The sequence below is a fragment of the Pikeienuella sp. genome, assembly GCF_046290545.1.
Classification (GTDB): Bacteria; Pseudomonadota; Alphaproteobacteria; order Rhodobacterales; family Rhodobacteraceae; genus Pikeienuella.
On sequence record NZ_JBKAGV010000001.1, the window covers coordinates 61,126 to 82,666 of the forward strand.

The 21,541-nt window shown below is 68.7% G+C and carries 24 protein-coding genes and 1 tRNA gene; 10 read left to right on the forward strand and 15 right to left on the reverse strand.

What is annotated here, in order from left to right:
• Nucleotides 1–32: 32 nt before the first annotated feature.
• Both ACE37J_RS00320 and ACE37J_RS00325 read right to left on the reverse strand, forming a co-directional pair.
• The gene (locus ACE37J_RS00320; protein WP_409705225.1) at nucleotides 33–1,241 is read right to left on the reverse strand and encodes an ROK family protein; all 1,209 of its coding nucleotides are present in this window, start codon (nucleotides 1,239–1,241) and stop codon (nucleotides 33–35) included.
• Nucleotides 1,242–1,244: 3 nt separating this feature from the next.
• Complete coding sequence (locus ACE37J_RS00325; protein WP_409705228.1) at nucleotides 1,245–1,994, reverse strand: SDR family NAD(P)-dependent oxidoreductase; 750 nt, start codon at nucleotides 1,992–1,994, stop codon at nucleotides 1,245–1,247.
• Nucleotides 1,995–2,227: 233 nt separating this feature from the next.
• Between ACE37J_RS00325 and xylF the strand changes: the two genes are divergently transcribed.
• The 4 genes from xylF (at nucleotide 2,228) to ACE37J_RS00345 (ending at nucleotide 6,259) form a co-directional block, all read left to right on the forward strand.
• Entirely contained in the window at nucleotides 2,228–3,250 is a 1,023-nt protein-coding gene (gene xylF / locus ACE37J_RS00330; RefSeq protein WP_409705231.1) for a D-xylose ABC transporter substrate-binding protein, read from the forward strand.
• A 107-nt stretch (nucleotides 3,251–3,357) separates the two neighbouring features.
• On the forward strand, nucleotides 3,358–4,644 hold the full coding sequence (locus tag ACE37J_RS00335; protein ID WP_409705234.1) for a sugar ABC transporter permease: 1,287 nt from the start codon (nucleotides 3,358–3,360) through the stop codon (nucleotides 4,642–4,644).
• Nucleotides 4,641–5,384 (forward strand): ATP-binding cassette domain-containing protein, encoded by a 744-nt coding sequence (locus ACE37J_RS00340; protein WP_409705237.1) that lies wholly within the window; start codon nucleotides 4,641–4,643, stop codon nucleotides 5,382–5,384. Before ACE37J_RS00335 ends, ACE37J_RS00340 begins: the two co-directional genes overlap by 4 nt.
• Entirely contained in the window at nucleotides 5,381–6,259 is an 879-nt protein-coding gene (locus ACE37J_RS00345; protein WP_409705241.1) for an SMP-30/gluconolactonase/LRE family protein, read from the forward strand. Before ACE37J_RS00340 ends, ACE37J_RS00345 begins: the two co-directional genes overlap by 4 nt.
• 16 nt (nucleotides 6,260–6,275) lie before the next feature.
• Here the strand turns inward: ACE37J_RS00345 and ACE37J_RS00350 are convergent, their stop codons facing one another.
• From ACE37J_RS00350 to ACE37J_RS00375, 6 genes are all read right to left on the reverse strand, one after another.
• Nucleotides 6,276–6,731, reverse strand: coding sequence for an N-acetyltransferase family protein (locus ACE37J_RS00350; RefSeq protein ID WP_409705244.1), 456 nt, complete (start codon nucleotides 6,729–6,731; stop codon nucleotides 6,276–6,278).
• 45 nt (nucleotides 6,732–6,776) lie between these two features.
• Nucleotides 6,777–7,349, reverse strand: a complete 573-nt coding sequence (locus ACE37J_RS00355) for a cytochrome b (RefSeq protein WP_409705247.1) — start codon at nucleotides 7,347–7,349, stop codon at nucleotides 6,777–6,779.
• The gene (locus tag ACE37J_RS00360) at nucleotides 7,346–7,909 is read right to left on the reverse strand and encodes a YceI family protein (RefSeq protein ID WP_409705320.1); all 564 of its coding nucleotides are present in this window, start codon (nucleotides 7,907–7,909) and stop codon (nucleotides 7,346–7,348) included. The genes ACE37J_RS00355 and ACE37J_RS00360 overlap by 4 nt, the downstream gene beginning before the upstream one ends.
• Nucleotides 7,910–7,911: 2 nt before the next feature.
• The gene (locus ACE37J_RS00365) at nucleotides 7,912–8,490 is read right to left on the reverse strand and encodes a YceI family protein (RefSeq protein ID WP_409705250.1); all 579 of its coding nucleotides are present in this window, start codon (nucleotides 8,488–8,490) and stop codon (nucleotides 7,912–7,914) included.
• 114 nt (nucleotides 8,491–8,604) lie between these two features.
• Nucleotides 8,605–9,180, reverse strand: coding sequence for a YceI family protein (locus tag ACE37J_RS00370; protein ID WP_409705253.1), 576 nt, complete (start codon nucleotides 9,178–9,180; stop codon nucleotides 8,605–8,607).
• Between the two features lie 71 nt (nucleotides 9,181–9,251).
• Nucleotides 9,252–10,127, reverse strand: coding sequence for a 3-hydroxybutyryl-CoA dehydrogenase (locus ACE37J_RS00375; protein WP_409705256.1), 876 nt, complete (start codon nucleotides 10,125–10,127; stop codon nucleotides 9,252–9,254).
• Nucleotides 10,128–10,316: 189 nt separating this feature from the next.
• Between ACE37J_RS00375 and ACE37J_RS00380 the strand changes: the two genes are divergently transcribed.
• Both ACE37J_RS00380 and ACE37J_RS00385 read left to right on the forward strand, forming a co-directional pair.
• On the forward strand, nucleotides 10,317–10,664 hold the full coding sequence (locus ACE37J_RS00380) for a RidA family protein (protein WP_409705259.1): 348 nt from the start codon (nucleotides 10,317–10,319) through the stop codon (nucleotides 10,662–10,664).
• A gap of 76 nt (nucleotides 10,665–10,740) precedes the next feature.
• On the forward strand, nucleotides 10,741–11,550 hold the full coding sequence (locus ACE37J_RS00385; protein ID WP_409705262.1) for an ion transporter: 810 nt from the start codon (nucleotides 10,741–10,743) through the stop codon (nucleotides 11,548–11,550).
• 49 nt (nucleotides 11,551–11,599) lie between these two features.
• On the opposite strand, the gene ACE37J_RS00390 is transcribed toward ACE37J_RS00385, so the two are convergent.
• Together ACE37J_RS00390 and ACE37J_RS00395 are read right to left on the reverse strand one after the other, a co-directional pair.
• A complete protein-coding gene (locus ACE37J_RS00390; protein WP_409705265.1) occupies nucleotides 11,600–13,597 on the reverse strand; it encodes a methyl-accepting chemotaxis protein in 1,998 nt (665 codons plus the stop codon).
• Nucleotides 13,598–13,877: 280 nt separating this feature from the next.
• On the reverse strand, nucleotides 13,878–15,017 hold the full coding sequence (locus ACE37J_RS00395) for a mandelate racemase/muconate lactonizing enzyme family protein (RefSeq protein WP_409705268.1): 1,140 nt from the start codon (nucleotides 15,015–15,017) through the stop codon (nucleotides 13,878–13,880).
• A 110-nt stretch (nucleotides 15,018–15,127) separates the two neighbouring features.
• Between ACE37J_RS00395 and ACE37J_RS00400 the strand changes: the two genes are divergently transcribed.
• On the forward strand, nucleotides 15,128–15,928 hold the full coding sequence (locus ACE37J_RS00400) for an NAD-dependent epimerase/dehydratase family protein (protein ID WP_409705271.1): 801 nt from the start codon (nucleotides 15,128–15,130) through the stop codon (nucleotides 15,926–15,928).
• A 5-nt stretch (nucleotides 15,929–15,933) separates the two neighbouring features.
• Here the strand turns inward: ACE37J_RS00400 and ACE37J_RS00405 are convergent, their stop codons facing one another.
• Nucleotides 15,934–16,398: a DUF1348 family protein gene (locus tag ACE37J_RS00405; RefSeq protein ID WP_409705274.1), complete on the reverse strand. Its 465-nt coding sequence runs from the start codon at nucleotides 16,396–16,398 to the stop codon at nucleotides 15,934–15,936.
• Nucleotides 16,395–17,015 (reverse strand): pyridoxamine 5'-phosphate oxidase family protein, encoded by a 621-nt coding sequence (locus tag ACE37J_RS00410; protein ID WP_409705277.1) that lies wholly within the window; start codon nucleotides 17,013–17,015, stop codon nucleotides 16,395–16,397. Before ACE37J_RS00410 ends, ACE37J_RS00405 begins: the two co-directional genes overlap by 4 nt.
• Before the next feature lie 91 nt (nucleotides 17,016–17,106).
• Here ACE37J_RS00410 and ACE37J_RS00415 point away from each other — a divergent pair, with 91 nt between their 5' ends.
• Nucleotides 17,107–17,709 carry a TetR/AcrR family transcriptional regulator gene (locus tag ACE37J_RS00415; protein ID WP_409705280.1) on the forward strand — a complete coding sequence of 201 codons (603 nt, stop codon included), beginning with the start codon at nucleotides 17,107–17,109 and terminating at the stop codon, nucleotides 17,707–17,709.
• On the opposite strand, the gene ACE37J_RS00420 is transcribed toward ACE37J_RS00415, so the two are convergent.
• Complete coding sequence (locus tag ACE37J_RS00420; protein WP_409705283.1) at nucleotides 17,636–18,238, reverse strand: TetR/AcrR family transcriptional regulator; 603 nt, start codon at nucleotides 18,236–18,238, stop codon at nucleotides 17,636–17,638. The genes ACE37J_RS00415 and ACE37J_RS00420 overlap by 74 nt on opposite strands.
• Nucleotides 18,239–18,337: 99 nt before the next feature.
• Between ACE37J_RS00420 and ACE37J_RS00425 the strand changes: the two genes are divergently transcribed.
• Together ACE37J_RS00425 and ACE37J_RS00430 are read left to right on the forward strand one after the other, a co-directional pair.
• A complete protein-coding gene (locus ACE37J_RS00425) occupies nucleotides 18,338–19,177 on the forward strand; it encodes a hypothetical protein (RefSeq protein WP_409705286.1) in 840 nt (279 codons plus the stop codon).
• Nucleotides 19,178–19,221: 44 nt separating this feature from the next.
• A complete protein-coding gene (locus tag ACE37J_RS00430) occupies nucleotides 19,222–20,127 on the forward strand; it encodes an aminotransferase class IV (RefSeq protein WP_409705289.1) in 906 nt (301 codons plus the stop codon).
• A gap of 32 nt (nucleotides 20,128–20,159) precedes the next feature.
• Here ACE37J_RS00430 and ACE37J_RS00435 read toward each other — a convergent pair.
• Both ACE37J_RS00435 and ACE37J_RS00440 read right to left on the reverse strand, forming a co-directional pair.
• Nucleotides 20,160–20,233, reverse strand: a tRNA-Gly gene (locus ACE37J_RS00435).
• A 339-nt stretch (nucleotides 20,234–20,572) separates the two neighbouring features.
• On the reverse strand, nucleotides 20,573–21,457 hold the full coding sequence (locus ACE37J_RS00440; protein WP_409705292.1) for a LysR family transcriptional regulator: 885 nt from the start codon (nucleotides 21,455–21,457) through the stop codon (nucleotides 20,573–20,575).
• Nucleotides 21,458–21,541 lie beyond the last annotated feature (84 nt).

Sequence of the window (21,541 nt, forward strand, 5' to 3'; positions counted from 1 at the left end):
GCCTTGTCGGGAATGGAGGGTGAGGGGACATGTCAGCCGTTGGCTGACGATGTGGCGGCCAGCCTCGCCGCCGCCGCCAGATCGGGCGTGATCCCGTCCAGCGCCAGCGCGCCGGCGCCGCGGGCCCAGAGCGTGTCGCCCCAGCGATGCGCCTCCACTTCGGGCGGCGGCCGGTCGAGCGCCAGGATGTTCGCGGCCAGAGCCTCCCGAATCGCTTGGCGGAAGAGCGGTTCGTGCTTCATCCGCTCGCCGGAGAGTATGACGAGCGGCGGGTCGAAGAGGTTGACGAGATTGGCGAGGCCGAGCCCGAGCATGCGCCCGGCCCGACGGAAGACGGAACGCGCGGCCGGCTCCCCCGCCTCGGCCCGCGCCGCGAGCCGGTCCAAGGTCGCGGGCGAGCCGTCGTCCGGGCCCAGCGCCGCCGCCGCCTCCCGCGCGAGGGCATAGTCTGCGACGTAGGCCTCAAGGCACCCCCGCTGCCCGCAACGGCAGAGCGCGCCGTCCGTCTGCACCTTCACATGGCCGAATTCGGCGCCGACGCCGCGCGCCCCGCGAAAGAGCTTTCCGTCCAGCACCGCGCCCATGCCGAGTCCGTGCTCGATGGTGACGACGAGAAAATCCCGCCGCCCGCGCCCGAGCCCGAACCAAAGCTCCGCCAGCGTCGCGAGGTTGGCGTCGTTGTCCACAAAGACGGGGCAGGAGAACCGGGCGCGGAGCGGCGCGAAGAGGTCGATGGGCGCCGGGTCCGCGAGCACCGGGCTCCAGAGGCAGCGCCCTGTCTCCCCCTCCACGAAGCCCGGCACGCCGAGCCCGAGCGCGGCGATTTCCCCCTCCCGCAGCCCGGCGGCGGCGAGCGCGGCGCCGAAAGCGGCGTCGAGGCTTTCGAGCATCGAGGCCATGGAGGGCCGCCGCGCGGCGAGCGGCGCCTCCCCCTCCCCGGTGATACGCCCCTCGAAATCGAGGATGGCGACGGTCACCCGGCTGTCCGAGAGCTTCGCACCCGCCACATGGAGCGCCTCGGGGCGGAGCCGCAGCATCACGCGCGGCCGGCCGCGGGCCCCGGCGGGGCCGCCCGCGCTTTCCTCGATCAGGCCGGCGGCGATGAGGTCCGCCGTCAGTGCGGTGACGGTGGCGGGGGAAAGGCCCGTCTCCGCCGCCACGTCCACCCGCGCGGCCGCGCCCTGCCGGCGGATCTCCGCGAGGACGCGGCGGAGAGAGGCGGCGCTGTCGGGCGCGCTCACGGGTCAGATCGTCCCGCCGTCCACGATGAAGTCCTGCGCGGTGCAGCCCGCGGCGGCGTCCGAGGCGAGGAAGAGCGCCATCGCAGCGACATGGCCGCCGTTCAGCTCGACGGGGAGGCATTGCTGCGCCACCACGGCGTCAATGGAGGCCTGGTCCGGATACCAGAGCGCGCGCTGCTTCGGCGTCAGGATCGCGCCGGGGAGGATCGAGTTGACGCGGATGCCGTGCTTTCCGAGATCGCGCGCGAAGCTCTTCGTCAGGCCGCGCACGCCCGCCTTGCACATGTTGTAGACGGAGAGCGATTCGACCGTCACCTCCGGCGCGATGGAGCCGAAATTGACGATGACGCCCCTGCCCCTCGGCGCCATCAGCCGCGCCGCCTCGCGCGAGGCGACGTACATGTGGCGAAGGTTGACGTCGACTAGCCGCCGCCATGTCTCCGCATCCATGTCGGAGATCGGGCCCCGCCGGTCATTCGCCGCGTTGTTCACGAGGATGTCGAGCCCGCCCTGCGCCTCCGCCCGACCGATTGCGGCGACGAGCGCGGCATCGTCCGTCACGTCTGCCTCTACGAAATGCGCCCGCGCCCCGAGCGAGGCGGCGAGCGCAGCGCCCGCCGCGGCGTCGATGTCGCAGAAGACGACATGGCAGCCCTGCCCGTGGAAGGCGGAGACGAGATCGGCGCCGATCCCGGTCGCGCCGCCTGAGATGAAGACGGTCCTGCCGTCGAGATCGTCATATCTGGCCGCCATGCGCCCCCCTTGTCTCGCCATATAATTCGGAACGTGGTGAAATGTCACCGTCCGATCCGGGACGCCCCGGCGCAGGATTGCTGCATTGCAGCATTTCTGTGCAGACGAGCGTACATAATCCCTAGACATAGGTCAAAATAAATTTGACATCCGAATTAATTTAGGCGAGAAGCGGGGCGTCGAGGGGCGAATCCGCCCGCGGTCAAGATCAACAGCGATCCAGGGAGGATCACATGAAAGCCCGTTCCCTTCTCCTCGCAGCAGGCTTCGCCGCGCTTTCCGCGACCGGCGCCGCCGCGCAGGTCGTCGGCGTCAGCTGGTCGAACTTCCAGGAAGAGCGCTGGAAGACGGACGAGGCCGCGATCAAGGCCGCGCTGGAGGCTGCGGGCGCGACTTACATCTCGGCGGACGCGCAATCCTCCTCCGCCAAGCAGCTTTCCGACATCGAGAGCCTGATCGCCCAGGGCGCGGAAGCTCTCATCATCCTCGCGCAGGACGCGCAGGCCATCGGCCCCGCGGTCGAGGCGGCGGCGGACGAGGGGATTCCCGTCGTCGGCTATGACCGGCTCATCGAGGATGCGCGCGCCTTCTACCTCACCTTCGACAACATGGAGGTCGGCCGGATGCAGGCCCGCGCCGTCTTCGCCGCGGCGCCGAAGGGCAACTACGTCATGATCAAGGGCTCGCCGACCGACCCGAACGCGGATTTCCTCCGCGCCGGGCAGCAGGAGATCATCGACGCGGCCGTGAAGGCCGGGGACATAACCATCGTCGGCGAGGCCTATACGGACGGCTGGCTCCCCGCCAACGCGCAGAGGAACATGGAGCAGATCCTGACCGCAAACGACAACAAGGTGGACGCCGTCGTCGCCTCGAACGACGGCACGGCGGGGGGCGTCGTCGCCGCGCTGCAGGCGCAGGGCATGGCGGGCATTCCCGTCTCGGGGCAGGACGGCGACCACGCCGCGCTGAACCGGGTGGCCCTCGGCACGCAGACCGTCTCCGTCTGGAAGGATGCGCGGGAACTCGGCAAGGCCGCGGCGGAGATCGCCGTCGCCATGGCGAAGGGAACCGCGATGGCGGACGTGCCAGGCGCCGGCAAGTGGACCTCCCCCGCAGGCACGGAACTGACCGCGATCTTCCTCGCGCCGAACCCGATCACGAAGGACAGTCTCCCGGTCGTGGTGGACGCCGGCTGGATCACGAAGGACGCGCTCTGCCAGGGCGTGACGAACGGCCCCGCCCCCTGCAACTGAAGTTCACGCGGCCCCGGCCTCAAGCCGGGGCCCCGACGTTCAGCGCGCAGCGGATCGAGGCCCCGGATCAGGTCCGGGGCCGGGAACGACGAACCCCGGAGCCCCAAATGACCGACGCGACCGCCGACGCGCCGAAGCGGCGCAGCCTGACCGAGACGCTGGAGCTCGACACCCGCCTCCTCGGCATGGTCGGCGCCTTCCTCGTCCTCTGCCTCGCCTTCGACCTCGTGACGGAGGGGCGCTTCCTCACCCCCCGGAACATCTTCAACCTGACGATCCAGACCGTTTCGGTCGCGATCATGGCGACCGGCATGGTCTTCATCATCGTCTGCCGGCATATCGACCTTTCGGTCGGCTCGATCCTCGCCGTCTCCTCCGCCACGATGGCGATGATCCAGGTCGAATGGCTGCCGCAGCTGCTCGGGCTCGGGCATCCGCTCCTCTGGGTCGCGGCCTGCCTCGCCGGCCTCCTCGTCGGCGCGGCGGTCGGCGCGCTGCATGGCTGGCTCGTCGGCTTCCTCGCGATCCCGGCCTTCATCGTCACGCTCGGCGGGCTCCTGATCTGGCGGAACGCCGGCTGGTATCTGACGACGGGGCAGACGATCGGCCCGCTCGACCCGACCTTCCAGATCTTCGGCGGCGCGAACGGGACGCTGGGCGTCTTCTGGTCATGGGTCGTCGGCGCCCTCGCCGCGCTCGCCGCCGCGGCGGCGATCTGGGCCGCGCGGGCGCGGAAGGCGAAGCACGGCTTCGCTGTGAAGCCGCTCTGGGCGGAGGCCGCGCTCACGCTCCTCGCCGCCGGCGCGATCCTCGCCTTCGTCGCCACGCTCAACGCCTATGACGTGCCCACCGGCCGGCTGGAGCGCCTCTTCGAAGCGCGCGGCGAGGTGATGCCGGAAGGGTATTCCGAGGGCTACGGCCTCCCCGTCTCCGTCCTCATCCTCATCGCCGTCGCCGTAGCGATGACGGTGATCGCGAGGCGCACCCGCTTCGGCCGCTACGTCTTCGCCACGGGCGGCAACCCGGACGCGGCGGAGCTTTCAGGCGTCGACACGAAGATGCTGACCGTGAAGATCTTCGCGCTGATGGGCGCGCTCTGCGCGCTATCCGCCATCGTCGCCTCTTCCCGCCTCACCAACCATTCCAACGATATCGGCACGCTGGACGAGTTGCGCGTCATCGCCGCCGCGGTGATCGGCGGCACCGCGCTCTCGGGCGGAATCGGGACGATCCATGGCGCGATCCTCGGCGCGCTCATCATGCAGTCGCTGCAATCGGGCATGGCGATGGTGGGGGTGGATTCGCCGCTCCAGAACATCGTCGTCGGCGCCGTGCTGGTGGCCGCCGTGTTCATCGACATCCTCTACCGCCGCCGGACGGGAGCGCGCCAATGACTCCGCTTGTCGAGATGAGGGACATCTCCATCGCCTTCGGCGGCGTGAAGGCGGTGGACCATGTGAGCATCGACCTTCACGCGGGCGAGGTCGTCGGCCTCCTCGGCCATAACGGCGCCGGGAAATCGACGCTCATCAAGTGCCTCTCCGGCGCCTACCGCGCGGATTCCGGCGCCATCCTGATCGACGGGAAGGAGGCGCGGATCGGGAGCCCGCGGGATGCGCGGGCCTACAACATCGAGACGATCTACCAGACCCTCGCGCTGGCGGACAATCTCGACGCCGCCTCCAACCTCTTTCTCGGGCGCGAGCTGACCACCCCCCTCGGCTTCGTGGACGATGACCGGATGGAGGCGGAGACGCGGCGCATCATGGCCCGGCTCAACCCCAATTTCGCGAAATTCAAGGAGCCGGTGAAGGCGCTCTCGGGCGGGCAGCGCCAGTCCGTCGCCATCGCCCGCGCCGTCTATTTCAACGCCCGCATCCTGATCATGGACGAGCCCACCGCCGCACTTGGCCCGCAGGAGACGAAGATGGTGGCGGAGCTGATCCAGGAGCTGAAGCGGCAGGGCCTCGGCATCTTTCTCATCAGCCATGACATCCACGACGTCATGGCGCTCTGCGACCGCGTCTCGGTGATGAAGAACGGCCGGCTCGTCGGCACCGAGCGCGTCGGGGACGTGACGGATGATGAAATCCTCGCCATGATCATCCTCGGCAAGAACCCGGAGCGCGCATGAAGGCGGAATTGCTGGTCGACTCGAAATGCACGCTCGGCGAGGGCGTGCAGTGGAACGCCGACCATGCGCGGCTCTGGTGGACGGACATCCACGGGAAGGCGCTCTGGTCCTGCGACGAGGATGGCGGCGCGGTGGAGACGGTCCCCTGCCCCGAACGCCTCGGCTCCTTCGCCTTCGATGCGGAGAACCGCCTGCTCGCCGCCTTCGAGAGCGGCCTCTTCCGCTGGGACATAGAGGGCGGGCGGCTGGAGCGGCTTACGCATTTCGAGCCCGACCACCCGACCAGCCGCCTCAATGACGGCCGCTGCGACCGGCAGGGGCGGTTCCTCACCGGCGGGATCGACGAGGACGGGCTGAAGCCCACCTCCTCCCTCATCCGCTACGCCGATGGCCGGCAGGAGACGCTGGAGACGGGCATTTCCGTCACCAACTCGATCTGCTTCTCGCCGGACGGGCGCTGGATATATTTCGCGGACACGCCCACGCAGATGATCCGCCGCTACCCCTACGACACGGAGACGGGAGCGATGGGCGCGCCGGAGGATTTCCACGCTTGCGAAGGCAAGCGCAACTTCCCCGACGGCGCCTGCGTGGACGCTTCCGGCGCGCTCTGGAGCGCACGGTTCTGGGGCGGGATCGTGCAGGAGGTGACGCCGGACGGGCGCGCGGGCCGGCGGATCGAGGTCGAGGCGCCGCAGGTCACCTGCTGCTGCTTCGGCGGCAAGGCATTGGACCGGCTCTACGTCACAACCGCGCGGGAGCATTTCACGCCGGAACAGGAAGCGGCGCATCCGCTCTCCGGCGGGCTCTTCGTGGCGGAGCCGGGGGCGAAGGGCCTGCCGGAGACGCGGTTCGCGGGGCGGCTCTTCGGCTGAAAGCGCGCAGCGCCGCTCAGATCGGCCTACGAAGCCGCGGGCCGACCTCGGCAAAACCGTTCCGGAGATAGAAGTCGAGCGTCCGGCTCCATGCCGGCTGGGCGGGCGCGCCAACTTCGAGGCGCTTCCACCCCCGCCGCCGCGCGACGGCGCAGGCATGGTCCAGAAGCTTCTGCGCCACCCCGAGCGACCTCATTTCCGGCAAGACGTAGAGTTCTGAAATCTCGCCGAAGGCCCCGCCGGCATAGATTGCCGCGCATTCGTTCAGCGTCATGGCGCCGACCGGCTCTCCGTCGACGACGGCGAGCGCGGCGTGCACATCGGGCCTCGCAAGGACGGCGAGCGCCCGCTCGGCGACCTCGTTAACCGGCGGCGCCGCGCCCCCCGAAAGCTCGTCGAGGAGCGCGTGGACAAAGCGAGCGATAGTGTCCGCATCCTCTGCGCCCGCCTCGCGAACCATGATCGCCTGCAAGTCAGCCCCCTCCGCTACTTTTCGCGGCTGCTCCGCGACGGAGGGTTACCGCCCCGTGATCATCCGCGTCAACACATTGTCCCGGTTGACGAAATGATGCTTCAGCCCGGCTGCGGCATGGCCGAGCACCGTGAGTCCAAGCGCGATCCCGCACCAGAAATGAGCGGCGCGGAACAGGTCCTCCAGCGGCTTCGAGCCGGGAACGAACGGGTCCGGCAGCTCGAAGAGGCCGAAGACCATGTTCCGGATTCCGTATAGCTCCTGCAGCTCCGAGGCGGAGGCCATCAGCCAGCCGGTGACGGGCATCGCGAACATGAGGGCATAGAGCGCGAGGTGGCCGGCATGAGCCGCAGTCCGCTCCAGCCCGCCCATATGCGCGGGGAGCGGCGGCGCGGGGTTCACCAGCCGCCAGATCACGCGCAGCAGCGCCAGCGCGAACACGACGAAGCCCCAGCTCTTATGCGTCTGCACGAGGCCGAACTGCTCGAACACGTCCGGCACGAAGTTGGACATCCAGACGCCCAGCCCGAACATGAATAGGATCAGCCCCGCCATCGCCCAGTGCAGCAGGCGCGCCGGCAGGCCCCAGCCGGCATTGGTGTTCCGCAATCCCATCATCCGTCCTCCGGCGTCGCGACGAGGTCGAACTCGACGCCCACTTCATCCCCCACCTCGACGAAAAGCGCCGTAAATCCGATGCCGATTCCGTAGAGGCTGCGAGGAAAGGACGCAGCGCCCTCGGCGCCGGCGATCTCCCCCGCGAGGTCGAGCGAGAGATCGCCCGAAACGCTGTGCTCGACGCCGCGCATCGTCAGCCGGCCCTCGGCGCGGAAGCGCCCGTCGCCCAATGGCTCCATCCGGTCCAGCTCATAGCGCGCCGTCGGATGCGCGGCGACGTCGAACCAGTCGGACGTTTTCACGATGAAGGTGCCGAAGGGCTCGCCGACATCCACGCTGTCCATGTCGATCTCCAGCGTCAGCCGCGCCGCCGACACGTCGTCCGGGTCGAAACGGGCGGCACCGGAAAAGCGGCCGATCTCGCCCCGCCTCTGCTCGCCATTGATGAGATAGACGATGCCGATGCGGGACGCCTCGGCGTCGATTTCCCAGCGGAGAGGCTCCGCCCCTGCGGGGGCGGAGAGCGCGGCGAGACCGAGGAGGATCGCCGCGCCCCGCATCGTCACTTGGCCGGGCTGATTTCGAGGTCGAGCCGGAGCGGGATCACCGTCCCGATCGCTGGCGCGCCGTAGGACACGCCGTATTCCGTCCGGTCAAGCTCGCCCTCGACGACGAAGCCGGCGATGGTCAGCTCCGGATTGAAGGGCGAGGGCCCGATGCGCCGCAGCGTCGCGGTGAAGGTCTCCTCACGCGTCACGTCCTTGATCGTCACGTCGCCCGTCACTTCCGCGGTGTCGTCGCCGGTGAGGCGCACGGCCTTGGAGACGAACCGGATTTCCGGATAGGTCCCGACATCGAGGAAGTCCGCGCCCTTGATGTGATTGTCGCGCGCCTCCCAGAACGTGTCGATGCTCGCGGCGTCGATGGTGAAGGAGACGGATGCCGCCTCCATGTTCTCCGGGTCGAAGTCGATCACGGCGTCGAATTCGCGGAAGATCCCGCGGGTCAGCGAAAAGCCGAGATGGTCCACGCTGAAGGACACCGTGGCGTGGCTCTTGTCGATGGCCCAGGGCTGGGCGAGGGCGGGCGCCGCGAGAAGCGCGGCTGCGAGCGCGGCGGGGGCGGCGAAGGCGAGGCGCATGAAGGTCTCCTGTCGTCTCGTTGGAACGTGCCGGAGAGATAGGGCTTTCCGCTGACGCCACAATGAGGGCGCGCGACAACAGATTGTCTCCGGTTCATGAACCTGCGAGGCGATTCAGGACTTGACCGGATTCATCTGGATGTCGATCCGGATCGGCACCTCCACGCCGATCGCGGGCGCGCCGTAGGAGACGCCGTATTCCGTGCGGTCGATCACGCCCTCGACCGAAAACCCGGCGATCGTGTCGGCCGCGTTGAAGGGCGAGGGGCCAAGGCGGATCAGCTTCGCCGTGAAGACCTCCTCCTGCGTCACGCCGCGCATCGTCAGGTCGCCGGTGATCTCGGCCGTCCTCTCGTCGATGAGGCGGACCTTGGTGGAGCGGAACGCGATGGTCGGGAAGTTCGCGACGTCAAGGAAATCCTTGCTCTTCACATGCCGGTCCCGCGCCTTCGAATTGGTGTCGAGGCTGTCGGCGACGAGGGTGAAGGCGACGGAGGCCGTCTCCACATTCTCCGGGTCGAAATCGATCTCCGCGTCGAACTCGCGAAACTGCCCGTGCGTGACGGAAAAACCGATATTGCTTATCGTGAAGGTGACGTGGACATGGTCCTTGTCCAGCTTCCACGGCGCGGCCGCGGCTCCGGCTGCGACGAGAAGGGACAGCGCGAAGGCGGCGACTCTTGCGATCATGGCTCTGGCTCCTGTCCGGTTACGGCGCATCCCGCCAGATTCAACCGCGGCGCGCAAGGGCGGAGACGCGCTCAGCGCGTCGGCATCGGCCTTTCGCCCCGATAGTCGTAGAAGCCGCGCTGCGTCTTTCGCCCGAGCCAGCCCGCCTCGACATATTTGGTCAGCAGCGGGCAGGGCCGGTACTTCGTATCCGCCAGTCCTTCATGCAGCACGTTCATGATGGCGAGGCAGATGTCGAGCCCGATGAAATCGGCGAGCGCGAGCGGCCCCATCGGATGGTTGGCGCCGAGCTTCAGCGAGGTGTCGATGCTCTCCACCGTGCCGACGCCCTCGTAAAGCGTATAGATCGCCTCGTTGATCATCGGCATGAGGATGCGGTTGACGATGAAGGCCGGGAAATCCTCGGCGCTCGCATGGGTCTTGCCGAGCCTGTCCACCACCAGCTTCAGCGCCTCGTAGGTCGCCTCGTCCGTCGCGATGCCGCGGATGAGCTCCACGAGCTGCATCAGCGGCACGGGGTTCATGAAATGGAACCCCATGAACCGCTCCGGCCGGTCGGTGACGGAGGCGAGCCGGGTGATGGAGATGGAGGAGGTGTTCGTCGTCAGGATCGTGTCGGGCGCAAGATGCGGCACCAGCGCCTTGAAGATCTCGCGCTTGACCGCCTCGTTCTCCGTCGCCGCCTCGATCACGAGGTCAGTCGCGGCGATCTCCGGCAGCGCGGCGGCCGGCGCGATGCGGGAGATCGCGGCGACGCGCTCCGCCTCGGAGACCTGGCCCCTGGCGACCTGCTTCCCGATATTCTCCCCGATCCGGTCGATGGCCGCGCGCACCCGCTCCCCGTCGATGTCGTTGAGCTTCACCTCGTAGCCCGCCAGCGCAAAGACATGGGCGATCCCCGCCCCCATCTGCCCCGCGCCGATCACGCCGACCGTCTGTATCGCCATCCGCATCCCCTCGGCGGCTTGTCGCCCGCCTGTCTTATATTGCGCTGCGAAAGCCTAGGCGCGGGCGGGGCCCTAGGCAAGAGGCGGCGGACAGGGTGCTGCGGATTGCGGGGCGCCCCCCTGCGGCCTTGCGGCGGGCGGGCGAACCGGCGAGGCTCGCCCGGAGAAGCGGAGCGGAAAGGGCGCGCCATGACCACACGGATCCACGGCAAGGCGGCGGGGCGCTGCAGCGCCGTCGCACATGGGGGCCTCGTCTACGCCGTGGCGACCGACCCGGATTCGGGCCCCACCATCGAGGCGCAGACGAAGGGCGCCCTCGCCGCGCTGGAGCGGCATCTGAAGGCCGCCGGCAGCGGGAAGGAGGGCCTCTTGCAGGCCACCGTTTACCTGACCGACATGCGGAACAAGAAGGCGATGGATTCCGTCTGGGTCGAGTGGATCGGCCCGCGGGAGAACTGGCCGCAGCGCGCCTGCGTCGGCGCCGATCTTGAGCCGACCGACCTGATCGAGGTGGTGGTGACGGCGAAGGCGCTCTGAACTCCGCCTTCCCCTTCCTCCGCCGACCCTCTAGATTGCGGCGATCCCGACAACGCTTCTCCAGGGGAAGAGCAGCATGACGACCACCGCTTCCGACGGCGCCGGCTGGCGCGCCCGGCTCGAGGCGCGGCTCGAAAGCGCGCCCGTCCGCAATTTCATTCTCGCGGTGATCCTCGTGAACGCAGTGACGCTGGGGCTGGAGACCTCGTCCACAGCGATGGAGCGCGCCGGCCCGCTCCTTCTCACCGTCGACAGGATCTGCCTCGCGATCTTCGTCGTCGAGATCGGACTGAAACTGGCGGCGAAGGGCGGGCGCTTCTTCCGGAGCGGCTGGAACGTCTTCGACCTCCTGATCGTCGCCATCGCGCTCCTGCCCTCGACAGGCGGGCTCTCGGTGCTGCGCGCGCTGCGGGTGCTCCGCGTCCTCCGCGTGCTCTCCATCTCGCCCTCGCTCCGCCGCGTGGTGCAGGGGCTGGTGGACGCCCTGCCCGGCATGGGCTCGGTCTTCCTCCTCATGGCCATCGTCTTCTACATCGGCGCGGTGATGGCGACGAAGCTCTTCGGCGGCGCCTTCCCCGAATGGTTCGGAACGCTCGGCCGCAGCGGCTATACGCTCTTCCAGGTGATGACGCTGGAAAGCTGGTCCATGGGCATCGTCCGCCCGGTGATGGAGACCTATCCCTTCGCCTGGGCCTTCTTCGTGCCCTTCATCATGGTCACGACCTTCGCCGTCGTGAACCTCCTCGTCGGCCTTGTCGTCAACTCCATGCAAAGCGCGCATTCGGAGGAGGCGGATGCGGCGACAGGCGACTACCGCAACGAGGTGCTGGAGCGCCTGCGGCAGATCGAGGCGCGGCTCGCGGAGCGGGAGCGGCGGGGCGAGTGAGGCCCCGCCGCCCCGCAGGCCACCAGGGGAGCGTGTCCGCGGCTCCGGTTCAGGCCGCCATGAGGACGGGCGCGGGAGGCGCCGGGGCGACCTCCGCCCTATCCCCCTCGAACGCTCCGATCGTTCGCTTGAGCGCCGCCGCCTGATCCGAAAGGTCGCCGGCCCTCTGCCGCGCCTGCTCCGACGTCTCCGCGCTTTGCTGGATCACGGCCTGAAGCTCCCGGATCGCGGCGTTGATCTGCTCCGCGCCGATGTTCTGCTCGCGCACCGCCGCAGAAATCTCCTGCACGAGGTCGGCTGTCTTCCGGATGCCCGGAACCAGCTCGTCCAGCATCGAGCCTGCGCGACCCGCCTCCTCGACCGTCCGGGCGGAGAGTTCAGAGATTTCAGCGGCGGAGAGCCGGCTGCGCTCCGCAAGTTTCCGGACCTCGGAGGCGACTACGGCGAAGCCCCGGCCATGCGGCCCGGCGCGCGCCGCCTCCACCGCCGCATTGAGCGCGAGAAGGTCGGTCTGCCGCGCAATCTCCTGGATCACGCCGATCCTCTGGGCGATGTCCTGCATCGCCGCCACGGCGCCGGAGACGACCTCGCCGGTCGTCTTCGCCTTTTCGGCGGCGAGCGAGGCGATCTTCTCCGTCTGCGCGGCGTTGTCGGCGGATTGCCTCATCGTCGCCGTCATCTGCTCCATCGCGGCGCCGGCTTCGGTGACGGAAGACGCCTGGGTCTCGGCGCCGGCGCTGATCCGCTCCGAAGACGCCTGCAACTCGTTTGACGCCGCGTCCACCGAGACCGCGCTCTCCAACGCCTCGGCGAGCACCTGCTGCAGGTTGCCCTTCAGCTCTTCGGTCCTGCGCATGTTGTCGCGGAAAATCGCGAGCGCGGCGGCGAGCCGCGCGACCTCGGCGAGGTCGTCCGCGCGCCGGTCGATTTCCGCCTTGAGATCGCCGCCGGCAAGCTTCTCCAACGCTCCCGTCGTGGCCTCGAGCCGCCCGATCAGCCGCCGGCGAAGCTGCGACCAGGCGACGAGCATGGTCGCGAGGAGAAGAAGGACGAGGAGGATGTTCGCAACCAGCGAGAAGAGCGCGGCCGATTTCCGCTCCGCCCAATAGCGCACGAGCTCGGCGCCGGCGAGCTTGGAAAGCGCCGTCATGTGGTCAAGCGCGGCGTTGGAGCGCTCGAAGAACGCGGGAAAATCGAGGGGATAGTCAGGCGCGCCGTTCGTCACGGCGCGCGAGCGTTCCATCTTTTCCTCCGTCAGGGCGACGTATTCCTCGAAATAGAGCGGCTCGCCGACCTTGATCCGCTCCGCGATGGACTCGGGCGGCGCGCTGGCCGTCGCGATGTTCATCAGCGCCTCCCAGGCTGCGAGGGCGCGCTTCTCGTCCGAATCGATAAGGGCGAAATAGGCTTCTGGGATCCGTGCGCCGGAGAGCGTCGCTATTGCGTAATAGGTCCGGGCGCGGCCGCCGAATTCGCGCACCTCCCAGGCCCGGTCCTGAATTCCGGCGAGGGCGAGCGACTTGTCGGAGCTGATCTCATTCGCCGGCGACAGCAGCAGGCCGTCGTCCTTCATGCGGGAGATTTCCTCCTTGAGCTCGAAGGGGAGCGCCGCGGTCCTCGTGGCGTCGCGTTCCGACTTGGGAAGCGAGAGGAGCGCATCTACCTCCGCACGAAGCGCCGCCACGGCCTTCAGCGAGCCGGAGGAGGCGCCGAGAAAATCGTCCCGGCCGGGGGCGGCGGCCATTGCCTGCGCGCGGGCCACGGCCTCGTCGAAATACGCCCGGGCCTCTTCCCGCTGCCGGTCGATCAGCGCCCGGAACTCCGCCGGAATGGCCGTGTCGAGAGACAGGGCGACCTGCGTGACGCTGCGCTCCAGCGAGAGGGCGATGGCGCCGGCGGCCCAGACGGAATTGGCTTCGCTGGCCTCCGCCATCCGCGAGACAGAACGATAGTCCTGCCAGGCGCCCCCTACCGAGAGCGTGAACTTAGCGCCGGCGAAAAGTCCGATGGCCAGAAACGCCATCAGGACGAGTCGGGAAATTTTCATGTCACACCTTCACCACAGTACCCGTCGACCAAGCCGCCTCGCCCGGAGCTGCGGACTCGACGCTGCTAGTTTTTTAAGCTCGAAGCTCTTAAGGGCGGATTAAGTACTGTCCCTCCCGCTCATCGCCTGATGTCACGGTTTTTCTTGACAGATCGCCATTTCGGCCCCGCCGTCGACTGCGAACACCACCGAAAGACTCCTCGGACCATGTGGGGTATTATGATATTTTCTTAATTATACCAATAAGTTGAAACTCATGCACACTGTGTGCACTCGCCCGTTATCGCCGCACCGAAAACCGCTCCAGCGCCACCCGGTCGATCTCGAAGCCGAGCCCCGGCCCCTGCGGCACGGCGACCTCGCCCGCCTCGTGCTCGACGGGCGCGGCGAGAACAGCCATGCGGAACGGGTTCGGCGTCCGGTCGAATTCCAGCAACGGCGGGCGCGGCTCGTGTCGGGGCGGGCTGGGCGGCAGGGTCGCGAGCATCTGGAGCGCCGCCGCCACCGCCACCCCCGTCCCCCAGACATGCGGCACGACGCGAACGCCCGCCGTCTCCGCCATCGCGACGATCTTCCGCATCTCGGTGATCCCCCCGCAGCCGCAGACATCCGGCTGGAGGATGTCCACCGCCCCCGCCTCCAGTGCGGCGGCGAAGGCGGCGCGGCCGTGCCACGTCTCGCCCCCGGCGACGGGGATCGGCTGCCGCGCCCGCACCTCTGCATAGGCGCGGAGATGTTCGGGCGTCACCGGCTCCTCGAACCAGCCGATGTCGAGGTCGGCGACAGCCCGCCCGAGCGCGACGGCCTCCACAGCGTCGTAGCCGTGGTTCGCGTCCACCATCAGCGCGATCTCCGGCCCGACCGCCTCCCGCAGCGCCCGGATCGCCCGCGCATCCTCCGCCGCGCCGTAGCCGATCTTGATCTTCGCGGCGCGGAAGCCTTCGGCGACATAGCCCGTCACCTCCCGCACAGACGGCTCGATCCGGTCCCGCCCCAAGGGGCGGAAGCCGCCGGTCGCATAGGCCGGAACCTTCATGCGGTGCGCCCCGCCGAGGAGCCGCCAGACCGGCGCGCCAAGGTCCTTCCCCGTCGCGTCCCAGAGCGCGATGTCGATGCCCGAAAGCGCCGTCATCGTCAGCCCGCGCTGCCCCTGATCGCGGAACTCGTTGTAGAGGTCGAGCCAGATCGGCTCGATGTCCCGCGCGTCGCGCCCGATCATGCGCCCGGCCATCGCCTCCACGATGGCGGCGTTCGGCAGCGCCGGGCCGAGGCATTCGCCCCAGCCCGTGACGCCCCCCGCGCACTCGACCTCCACAAGGCAGGCCCATCGCTCCCGAAAGGTCGAGAAGGAGGACTGGAAGCGCTCCGCCTCAGGCAATTCGTGTCGCAGGACATGGGGGCGGACGGCGGCGATCTTCATCGGGGTTCCTCCGGTCTTTTCGCCATAAGAGCGCGGCGGCGCGCCGGAGGGAAGGGCTGGACCTTCGGGCGGGTTCATCCGACGCTCGGCCGCAAGAGGGAGGAAACGCCATGAAGCTCCGCCGCCTGCTCATCACCGGCGCCGCCGGCCATGTCGGCCGCATCGCCCGCGCCCGTCTCGCCCATCTCGCCGGGACGCTCCGCCTCTCGGACATCGCAGAGATGGCGCCGGCGGGCGCGGGCGAGGAAGTCATCCGCTGCGACCTCGCTGACCGGGAGGCGACCTTCCGCCTTCTCGAAGGTTGCGACGGGGTTATCCATCTCGGCGGCGTGCCGGTGGAAGCGGCGTTCGACGATATCCTCCAGGCCAATCTCCTCGGCCTCTACAATCTCTACGAGGCCGCGCGGAAGGCGGGGACGAAGCGCATCCTCTTCGCCAGCTCGAACCACGTCATAGGCTTTCACGAGCGGACGACGCGGCTCGACGCCTCCGCGCCGCTCCGCCCGGATTCGCTCTACGGCGTCTCGAAATGCTTCGGCGAGGCGGTGGCCCGGCTCTACTGGGACAAGTTCGGGGTCGAGAGCGCGCTGGTGCGGATCGGCTCCGTGCTCGACGCGCCGAAGGATCACCGGATGCTCGCCACCTGGCTCAGCCCGGCGGATTTCGCGCGCCTCGCGGAGGCTGTCTTCCGCGCGCCGCGTCTCGGCTGCGCCATCGTCTACGGCGCTTCCGCGAACGACGAGAGCTGGTGGGACAATTCCGCCTCCGCCTTCCTCGGCTGGCGCCCGCAGGACAATTCCGAGCAGTTCCGCATCATGCTGGACGCTGCCGGCCCGCCCCCGCCGCCGGACGATCCCTATAACCGCTGGCAGGGCGGCGCCTTCGCCACGGCGGGGCATTTCGAGGACTGAGCCGCTCAGAGCCCAAGCTGGGAGAGCCCCGGATGATCGTCCGGCCGCCGGCCGAGCGGCCAGCGGAAGAGCCGATCCTCCTCCCTTATCAGAACGTCGTTGATGCTCGCATGGCGCGCGCGCATCAGCCCCGCCTCGTCGAACTCCCAGTTCTCGTTGCCGTGCGAGCGGGTCCAGCGCCCCGCCTCGTCCCGGCTCTCGTAGACATAGCGGACGGCGATGCGGTTTCCGGAGAAGGCCCAGAGCTCCTTGATCAGGCGATAGTCGAGCTCCTTCGCCCATTTGCGCGCAAGAAAGGCCTCGATCTCCGCGCGGCCTTGCAGGAACTCGTCCCGGTTCCGCCAGCGGCTGTCTTCCGTATAGGCGAGGGCGACCTTCGCCGGGTCGCACCCGTTCCAGCCGTCCTCGGCGAGGCGGACCTTCAGGCGGGCGGAGGCTTCGTCGAACGGCGGGAGGGGCGGGCGGCTCATTGCGCGGCCTCCCCTTTCAGCGCGGCGTTCTCCGCCTCGAGGCGGGCGATCCGCGCCTGCATCTCGCCGAGGACAGGCTGAAGCTCCTCCGCGGTGAAACGCTGGGGGATATGCTGCGGGCAGTTCCAGTCGAACCCCGCCACGTCGATCAGCACCGCGCGCTCCGGCTTGCCCTTGCCGCCCGCATGAAGCCGGGCGACGAGCGCCGGGTCCTCCACCCGGTCCACGATCCGCGCGCGGCCGAAGAGCTTCAGCCGGGCGCGGTTGGGATAGTCCATGAAGAAGAGCGAAACGCGCCCGTCCGCCGTAAGGTTGCCAAGGCTCAGAAACTGACGGTTGCCCCGATAATCGGCGTAGCCGACTGTCCGCTCGTCGAGCGCGCGGATGAAGCCCTTCGGCCCGCCGCGGAACTGGACATAGGGCCAGCCCGTCTCGCTCACGCTCGCCTGATAGCACCCGTCTCGCGCCGCGATGAAGGCGGCCTCCTCCGGGCCCAGCCGGTCCCGCGGGTCGGCTTCGGGCGCAAGTTGCCCGGCGTAGGCGGCGCGAGAGCCCTCGCGCTCCTGCGCGGCGAGGACGGAAGGGGTGAAGCCGATCTCATAGAAGGTGCGGGCCATAGCTGCTCTCCTCAAACTGCACCGATCGGTGCTGATACTTGATAAATGGACAGATCGGTACGATTTACAAGGGGTGAGACGGGAGAAACCGATGAGACCTTCGAAACGGGACGAGATCGTGGAGCGGGCGCTCGCCGTCTTCGCGGAGGAGGGATATGGCCGCGCGGGGATGGACGCGCTCGCTGCGCGGATCGGCGTTTCGAAGTCCTCGATCTACAATCATTTCGAGAGCAAGGACGCCCTGATCCTCGCCGCCCTCGCGGTGCAGGAGGCGCGGATCGACGCCCTCGTCTCCGCCCGCGTCGCGGCGGCGGAGGGGCCGCGCGACGCGCTCCTCGCAGTCTTCGACGCGCTCGGCATCTGGTTCGCCTCGCCCGGCTTTCGCGGATGCCTCTTCCAGCGCGCGGCCGCTGAGTTCCAGGCGGCTGAGAGCCCGGTGCGCGCCGCGGCCCTCGCCCGGAAGCGAGCCTTCGCCGGGCGCCTGAACGATCTTGCGGAGGCGGCGGGCGCGCCGGGAGCCGGCCCTGCGGTTCACGCTCTTGCCGAGGGCGCGATCCTGCGGGCCGCTTTCGGCTTGACGACGGAAGCGGCGGCGGAAGCAAGGCGCGCGGCGGAAACCCTTATTGCGGCGGAAGCGCCCGCCCGACGATCTCCCGAAGCGCCGCCTCCCGCGCGGGGCCTTCGAGCGCCATGAGCGCGTTGGGCCGACCCGAGATCATCAGCTCCGAGAGGCCGTGGACCATCGCCCAGGCGGATACGAGATCGAGCCGCGCCGTCTCGTCTTCGGCCGGCGCGGCGCCGCGGAGCGCCTCCACGTTCGCGCCGAGAAGCGCGAAGACCCGCCCCCCGGCGGCGCAGAGCGCCGGATCCGTCCAGTCGAGCCTCGCCGAGGCGAACATCAGCCGGAAAAGCGCCGGATGCGCCAGGGCGAAATCGATATAGCCGAGGCCCGAGGCGATGAAGCGGCCGCGCGGCTCGGTCTCCCGCGCCATCCGCGCCTCCTTGGCGGCCATGAATCGCTCGAAGCCTTCGACGGCCAGCGCGGTGAGCAGCCCGGCCGTATCGCCGAAATGATGCGCCGGAGCGGCATGGCTGACGCCGGCGCGCTTGGCCACGCCGCGCAGCGAGAACGCCTCGACGCCCTTCTCCGCGAGTTCCGCCTCCGCCTCCCGGAGAAGCGCGGCGCGAAGATCGCCATGGTGATATCGTCCATCGCCGGCCATGACACTCCATACCCTCCCGTCTTTCCGCTGTCAAAATTCGCCTTGACACTGGGCGCCGGCAGCCTAACTTTACACTGTAAAGAGCATCGGGAGACCGCCATGAGCCTTGCCGAGGCCGCCACGCCCCCCTCCTCCGCCGGCTTCCTCGCAGAATGGCGCAGACGTGAGCCGATCTTCTTCGCCGCCGCGCTCGCGCACGCCGCCCTGGTCCCCCTTGCGCTCGCGATGATGGCGGTCGACGGGCGGACATATCTCGACCTGAACATCTGGGTGAAGCCGCTCAAGTTCCTCGTCTCGATCGCGATCTGGTTCGGATTCCTCGCCTGGGCGGCGGGCTGGCTTCGGGAGGGGATCACGCGGAGCCGCTGGTGGCGCCCCTTCACCCTCGTCATGGTCGTCAACGCGGCGCTGGAGATGATCTGGATCGGCGGCGCGGCGGCGGCCGGCGTCGGCTCCCATTTCAATTCCTCCACCCCGCTCTGGGCCTTCGGCTTCAGCATGGCGGCCTTCTCCGCGGTGATCCTGCTGGGCTCGGCGCTGGTCTACGGCGCAGCGCTCGCCCGTGGCGGCGCGCCGGGGCTTGATCCCGCCTTCCGCCTCTCGGCCACGCTCGGCTTCCTCGTTTCCGTCCCGCTGACGCTGGTCGCCGCGTTGACGCTCGGCGGGAACGGCGGGCATATCGTGGGCGGGTCGGCGACGGACGCGAACGGCCTCTGGCTCATGGGCTGGGCGCGGGGCGGGGGCGACCTCCGCGTCGCGCATTTCTTCGCCCTTCACGCCATGCACGCGCTGCCGCTCTTCGGCTGGCTGGCGGCGCGGACCTTGCCGGTGGGCGCGGCGCGCGCCGCAATATGGGCGGCGACCGGCGGCTGGATCTGGCTGACCGGGTTCACCTACTTTCAGGCCCTCGACGGGCGGCCTTTCCTCCCCTTCCTCTGAGCCCCTTCCTGCGCCATGCTGCGCGAGCGGACAAGGAGGCGGCGATGACGGACTGGACCAGAGGCGCGGCGTGGATGGGCGGGGAGATCATCCCCATCGAGGAGGCGAAGGTGCATGTGATGGACTGGGGCCTCACCCGCTCCGACATCACCTATGACGTCGTCCCGGTGAAGGACGGCGCCTTCTTCCGCCTCCCCGACTATCTGGACCGGTTCGAGGCGTCGATGGCCTCCATGCGCCTCGCTCCCGGCGTGACGCGGGAAGCGTTGCGCGCCGCGCTGCACGAAATGGTCGCGAAGACGGGCCTCCGCGACGCCTATTGCTCGATGACCGCCGCGCGGGGCGTTCCCCTGATCCCCGGCAGCCGGGACCCGCGGCGATGCGGCAACCACCTCTACGCCTGGGTCGTTCCCTACATCCATGTCGTGAAGCCCGACGTGCTCGACAGGGGCGCGAAGCTCTGGATCGCTAAGACGGTACGCCGCATCCCGGAAGACAGCGTGAACCCCCGCGCCAAGAACTATCATTGGGGCGACATGACCGCGGCGTTGTTCGAGGCGCTCGACGAGGGATACGATACCGTCGCGCTGCTGGACCATCAGGGCAACGTGACGGAAGGTCCGGGCTTCAACGTCTTCTGCGTCTCCGGCGGGCGGGTCGTCACGTCGGATCACGGCGTCCTGCACGGCGTGACGCGCAAGACCGTGCTGGACATGTGCGCGGAAATCGGCCTGCCGACGGAGACGCGCCCGCTCCCGCTCGAGGAACTGATGGAGTCGGACGAGGTGTTCCTGTCCACATCAGGCGGCGGCGTCGCGCCGATGGTTGAGGTGGCGGGCCGGATCTTCGGCAACGGCCGCCCCGGCCCTGTCTCCGAACAGCTGCACGAGCTCTACTGGGACTGGACGAAGCGCGCGCAGAACCGTGAAGAGATTGCGTATGCCGCGTAAGCGGAAGGGTTGGTCGACGGGAATGTGGAACGTGGAGCGGGTGAAGGGAATCGAACCCTCGTCGTAAGCTTGGGAAGCTTCTGCTCTACCATTGAGCTACACCCGCGACCGTTCCCGCCTTTAAGAGCGTACCCTGTTTGCGTCAAGGGGATCGTTCGCCGGCTCCGCTTCAAGGAACTACCCGGAAAGCCTCGATGCTCTCCAATGCCTCTAACTTGCCATCGATACTGCAGCGCCAGACGCGCACGGCCCAGAGCCAACCTTCTTGCTGACCGCCGCGAAGGTCCGGTTCGAGCCTGAAGGAACCCCATTCGCAGTCGCAGCAATTCATTGGGAACCGGCGGAGAGCCGACCTTCAGCGCGCGGGCGAGAATGACAGGCGCCGAAGGCTCGGCGCGCGAAGGGAAGGACCCAAGTCGCACGACGCACGACATGCCCGGCGTCTTCACGGCGGCGCAGCGCTCAGGTCAGCGACGACTTCGCCGAAGCGCCGGACCACGGCGAGGTCGCGTTTCGGCGAAGGGACGACGAGGTGGTTCGCGTAGGCCTCCTGCATCTCGTCGATCTCGAGGGTCGCGAGCTGGCGGGAGGGAAACAGGCTGTCCTCCAGCAGGATGCCGGCGCCGAGGCCATGAAGGACCGCTTCCTTGAGCGCGGCGAACGTGCGGATCTTCATGACCCTCGGGGCCTCGATCTCGTGCCGCGACAGCGCGGCGCGGAAGACACGCTGCGTGAAGCTGCCGTCCTCCGGCAGGACGAGGACATGCTCGGCGGCGACATCGCGCAACGACACCGACGGGCGTCGGGCCAGCGGATCGTCGCGACGCACGTGGAGCATGTAGCGGGTGGTTCCGACGCGGCGCATGTGAAGCCCCGCGCCGGCCGCCGGCTCGGTGATCAGCCCGGCATCGGCCTCGCCCTCCCGCAGCATTCCCATGGCCGTGGTCCAGTCGTGGAGGCCGAACTCGATCTCGACGCCAGGGTGGAGCTCTGCGAAGCGCGCGATCGCGGGCATGGCCGGGCGCGGGGCGTTGGCGATGACATTCAGGTGCCCGGTGGTCATGTCGCCGAACCGCGCGATCTTTTCGTGGACGGCGCGTTCGACGGTGCGCAGGCGGTCGCTCACGACGAAGAGGTCGCGTCCGGCGCGCGTCAGCTCCAGCCCGTCACTGCGGCGCACGAAAAGCTTCGCGCCGATCGCGCGTTCGAGCTTGGTGACATGCTGGGTGACCGAGGACTGCGTGACTCCCATGGCCTCGGCCGCGCGGGAAAAGCTGCGCTCGCGCGCGGCCTCAGTGAAAGCGGCGATCTGGTAGGGGCTTGGCTTCATCGTTCCGGATCAAGGTCAGGGTGGCATTAGCCCTGCTTATACGGCGTCACGAAGACGTGGCCGTGACGGCCGACCCTCGCGCTA

Bases quoted from the DNA above. Each gene is read 5' to 3' on its own strand.
- ACE37J_RS00325 (WP_409705228.1), bottom strand. From the start codon at position 1,994: ATGGCGGCCAGATATGACGATCTCGACGGCAGGACCGTCTTCATCTCA.
- xylF (WP_409705231.1), top strand. From the start codon at position 2,228: ATGAAAGCCCGTTCCCTTCTCCTCGCAGCAGGCTTCGCCGCGCTTTCC.
- ACE37J_RS00335 (WP_409705234.1), top strand. From the start codon at position 3,358: ATGACCGACGCGACCGCCGACGCGCCGAAGCGGCGCAGCCTGACCGAG.
- ACE37J_RS00340 (WP_409705237.1), top strand. From the start codon at position 4,641: ATGACTCCGCTTGTCGAGATGAGGGACATCTCCATCGCCTTCGGCGGC.
- ACE37J_RS00345 (WP_409705241.1), top strand. From the start codon at position 5,381: ATGAAGGCGGAATTGCTGGTCGACTCGAAATGCACGCTCGGCGAGGGC.
- ACE37J_RS00355 (WP_409705247.1), bottom strand. From the start codon at position 7,349: ATGATGGGATTGCGGAACACCAATGCCGGCTGGGGCCTGCCGGCGCGC.
- ACE37J_RS00360 (WP_409705320.1), bottom strand. From the start codon at position 7,909: ATGCGGGGCGCGGCGATCCTCCTCGGTCTCGCCGCGCTCTCCGCCCCC.
- ACE37J_RS00365 (WP_409705250.1), bottom strand. From the start codon at position 8,490: ATGCGCCTCGCCTTCGCCGCCCCCGCCGCGCTCGCAGCCGCGCTTCTC.
- ACE37J_RS00370 (WP_409705253.1), bottom strand. From the start codon at position 9,180: ATGATCGCAAGAGTCGCCGCCTTCGCGCTGTCCCTTCTCGTCGCAGCC.
- ACE37J_RS00375 (WP_409705256.1), bottom strand. From the start codon at position 10,127: ATGGCGATACAGACGGTCGGCGTGATCGGCGCGGGGCAGATGGGGGCG.
- ACE37J_RS00380 (WP_409705259.1), top strand. From the start codon at position 10,317: ATGACCACACGGATCCACGGCAAGGCGGCGGGGCGCTGCAGCGCCGTC.
- ACE37J_RS00385 (WP_409705262.1), top strand. From the start codon at position 10,741: ATGACGACCACCGCTTCCGACGGCGCCGGCTGGCGCGCCCGGCTCGAG.
- ACE37J_RS00390 (WP_409705265.1), bottom strand. From the start codon at position 13,597: ATGAAAATTTCCCGACTCGTCCTGATGGCGTTTCTGGCCATCGGACTT.
- ACE37J_RS00395 (WP_409705268.1), bottom strand. From the start codon at position 15,017: ATGAAGATCGCCGCCGTCCGCCCCCATGTCCTGCGACACGAATTGCCT.
- ACE37J_RS00400 (WP_409705271.1), top strand. From the start codon at position 15,128: ATGAAGCTCCGCCGCCTGCTCATCACCGGCGCCGCCGGCCATGTCGGC.
- ACE37J_RS00405 (WP_409705274.1), bottom strand. From the start codon at position 16,398: ATGAGCCGCCCGCCCCTCCCGCCGTTCGACGAAGCCTCCGCCCGCCTG.
- ACE37J_RS00410 (WP_409705277.1), bottom strand. From the start codon at position 17,015: ATGGCCCGCACCTTCTATGAGATCGGCTTCACCCCTTCCGTCCTCGCC.
- ACE37J_RS00415 (WP_409705280.1), top strand. From the start codon at position 17,107: ATGAGACCTTCGAAACGGGACGAGATCGTGGAGCGGGCGCTCGCCGTC.
- ACE37J_RS00420 (WP_409705283.1), bottom strand. From the start codon at position 18,238: ATGGCCGGCGATGGACGATATCACCATGGCGATCTTCGCGCCGCGCTT.
- ACE37J_RS00425 (WP_409705286.1), top strand. From the start codon at position 18,338: ATGAGCCTTGCCGAGGCCGCCACGCCCCCCTCCTCCGCCGGCTTCCTC.
- ACE37J_RS00430 (WP_409705289.1), top strand. From the start codon at position 19,222: ATGACGGACTGGACCAGAGGCGCGGCGTGGATGGGCGGGGAGATCATC.
- ACE37J_RS00440 (WP_409705292.1), bottom strand. From the start codon at position 21,457: ATGAAGCCAAGCCCCTACCAGATCGCCGCTTTCACTGAGGCCGCGCGC.